Source organism: Bacteroidota bacterium (genome assembly GCA_018831055.1).
GTDB lineage: Bacteria > Bacteroidota > Bacteroidia > Bacteroidales > B18-G4 > M55B132.
Genome location: JAHJRE010000296.1, coordinates 1 through 2,712, shown reverse-complemented (window position 1 = coordinate 2,712; position 2,712 = coordinate 1). Strand labels below are relative to the sequence as shown.

The 2,712-nt window shown below is 63.6% G+C and carries 3 protein-coding genes; all 3 read left to right on the top strand.

Annotated features, from left to right (window positions below; genetic code table 11):
• Window positions 1-46 precede the first annotated feature (46 nt).
• The 3 genes from KKA81_16895 to KKA81_16885 are packed head-to-tail and all read left to right on the top strand — an operon-like array spanning window position 47 to window position 2,474.
• Complete coding sequence (locus KKA81_16895; protein ID MBU2652605.1) at window positions 47-559, top strand: hypothetical protein; 513 nt, start codon at window positions 47-49, stop codon at window positions 557-559.
• The gene (locus tag KKA81_16890) at window positions 556-1,608 is read left to right on the top strand and encodes a glycosyltransferase (protein MBU2652604.1); all 1,053 of its coding nucleotides are present in this window, start codon (window positions 556-558) and stop codon (window positions 1,606-1,608) included. The genes KKA81_16895 and KKA81_16890 overlap by 4 nt, the downstream gene beginning before the upstream one ends.
• Before the next feature lie 20 nt (window positions 1,609-1,628).
• A complete protein-coding gene (locus KKA81_16885) occupies window positions 1,629-2,474 on the top strand; it encodes an NAD-dependent epimerase/dehydratase family protein (GenBank protein ID MBU2652603.1) in 846 nt (281 codons plus the stop codon).
• Window positions 2,475-2,712: the final 238 nt, after the last annotated feature.

Here is a 2,712-nt window from a genome sequence, read left to right as displayed (position 1 = left end):
GAGCTCAAGGGCGGCAACTTCGCCCTTGAAGAGGAGGAATAGATAAATGTCGCACTACCAGCAAATCAAACGAGTCGAGTTCAAGATTCCACACCGCTGCGAAGAGCTAACCATCAGGATCGTCTTAGAGCTCGAGGACGACGGTCGAGTGTACCTCCGAAGTGGTGTCGTCAATCGGGGTCGAGACATGCACCCGAACTATCCAGCCAACGTCCCAGCCGACGATAGGAGGTCGCTCGAGCTGTTGCGGGATGCCCTCCTCGAGCTCGCCGCGGCCGTTCCGCTTCGTGGGTTTGAGAGGTGCCCGGACTGCTGGTGCGCCGAGTGCGGCCGCCCCCGCGAGGGTCACTGCGCGAGCTGCGATGGCCAGCGGTGGATACCCAAGGGTTACGTTCCAGGGGCTCCCATCCCGGTGAAGGGCCAGGAGGAGGCCGAGCTCGAGCTCGCCAGGGCCCTGGCCGATGAGGTGTTGACCTGCTACGAACGGGACGAGCCGATCGCCCGTGACACAGCCAGGAACCTGGCCGAGTTCGTCATCGGCCTCGAGGGGCGGGCATGAGTGACCTGCTCACGGTCCAGTTGCCCCAGGTCGGATACGACCTCAGCCACCGTCGCCACTTCTTCGAAGCAGTGGAGAGAGACCCCGGCGTCCGGGTGGTCAGGTCAGCCGGCGAACGTTTCGACGTGACCTTTGTGGGCTCGGGCAGGCCCGGATTGGGCGTGCACTGGTACAACGCCGACCCGCACACCCTGGCCTGTGAGATCGAGGAAGGAATAGCCCCATTCCTCGACGCACGCATGGTTTCCCTGCTTCCCCTGGCCGGCCTCGGTCGGGTGGTGGATTACCTTCACTCGCCGATGGGCTGGGTTGCTGACATCAAGAAGATGAACCCCAACCGCTATATCCCCAGTCTCGACACCTGCGACATCCTGCTCGTCCCTATGTTCGAGCTCTTCAAGACGGTGCTCCAACCCAGGCTGAAGCACGCGAAGCTCCTGTGGAAACCATGGGGGGTGCCCGGTTGGATTTTTCACCCACCGGCCGTCGACCATCGCCCGGTGGACGTCTTCTTTCAGGGCTCCGAGTCATTCTTCTATCCTCTCCGAGTGCTCATGCTGCAGCGGCTACATCAGGAGGCACGGGCCGGGGCAGTGACGCTCAATCACGTTCCTCGGATGACCCACGAGGACGACGCGGCGTTCCGTGCTGACTATGCGAAGTTCGATGACCACCAACGCTCCTACGCAGACAGCTTGCGACGAGCCAAGGTCTTCCCGTTCTGTCCGGGGGTCGGGGCCTACCCGGTGCAGAAGTACCTCGAGGCGATGGCCTGTGGGTGCCTGGTCGTGGCCCCGCTCCCGCGCGACGCCGAGCTCCTCGGTTTCGTGGACGGCAAGACCACGGTCGACTGCGGTCCGGACGACTTCATGGAAAAGATCTATCACTATCTCCAGCACGAGGACGAGCGACGGGCGATCGCTGACCGGGCTGCCGAGCTGGTGCTCCAAAGGTACACGTGTGAGGCCCAGGTGCGGACGGTTATGGGCCAGCTCAGACAGGTTCTCGACGGGGCGGCCGTGGAGTCGCTGGACGGAGGTTTCAGGTGACAAACAAAGGACGAGTCGTAGTGACAGGCGGGCGGGGTTTTGTGGCGCACCACACCATCCCGCTGATCGAGGAGGCTGGTTACGAGGTCTTCTGCTTCGACCTGGTAGACGGACAGGACATCTGCCGGGCGGGCGACCTCCGAGACGTGCTCGAGCCAGGATGCAAGGTGCTCAATCTCGCCGCGGTGTCTCGGTTCCTGCACGCCGACGAGGACCCTCCGGAAGCGTACCGCGTCAACGTCGGCGGCGTCGCCGTCCTCTTCGGCGTCGCCCAGGAGGTCGGGGTGGAGAGGGTGGTCCACGCCTCGAGCGGAAGCGTCTACATGCCGGTGTGGAACACGCCGATCACCGAGGACCACCCGGTCATCGGCTCGAACAGTCACTACAGCCGATCGAAGGCACTCGGAGAGGAGATAATCGGCCGCTACCATGTGCCCCACGTCGTGCTCCGCTACTCACACCTCTACGGGCCGCTCAAGTGGCACGGTGGACTGATCGACAGCTTCCTCACGCGCATCGCACGCGGCGCGGCTCCGGTTCTCTACGGTGGACCGCAGTCGAATGACTTCGCCTACGTCGAGGACATCGCTCGGGCAAACCTGCTTGCACTCGAGACCGAGCACATCGACCAACGGTTCAACATCGGCACCGGCGAGGCGACTACGACCGACGAGGCCGTCGCCATCCTCGCGGAGCTGACCGGCTACCGTGGCGAGGTGGACCGACGGCCCATTCGTCCCTTCGATCCCATGCGGTTCGTGCTCGACATCTCCAAGGCCAGGCGGCTGCTCGGGTTCGAGCCGCGTTGGAGCTTCCGCGCAGGTCTGGAACACATGCTCCAGGCCGAGGGGAGGAGAGCTCCATGACACGCTGTGCCTCAGAAATTGCCGCCGCCATTGGTGGGCGGATCGTGGGTGCAGGATCGCGACTTGTCCAACGCTTGGCTCCGATCGACGACTGCCCACCCGACTCGCTGACCTGGGCCGCGACCAGAGACCGACTCGTCTCGGTCATCGAGACCGGGTACATCCATGGAGCGACGGTGATCACTCCGGCTGAGTTGCTGTCTACGTCCATTACATGTATCGTGGTGCAGAACCACCG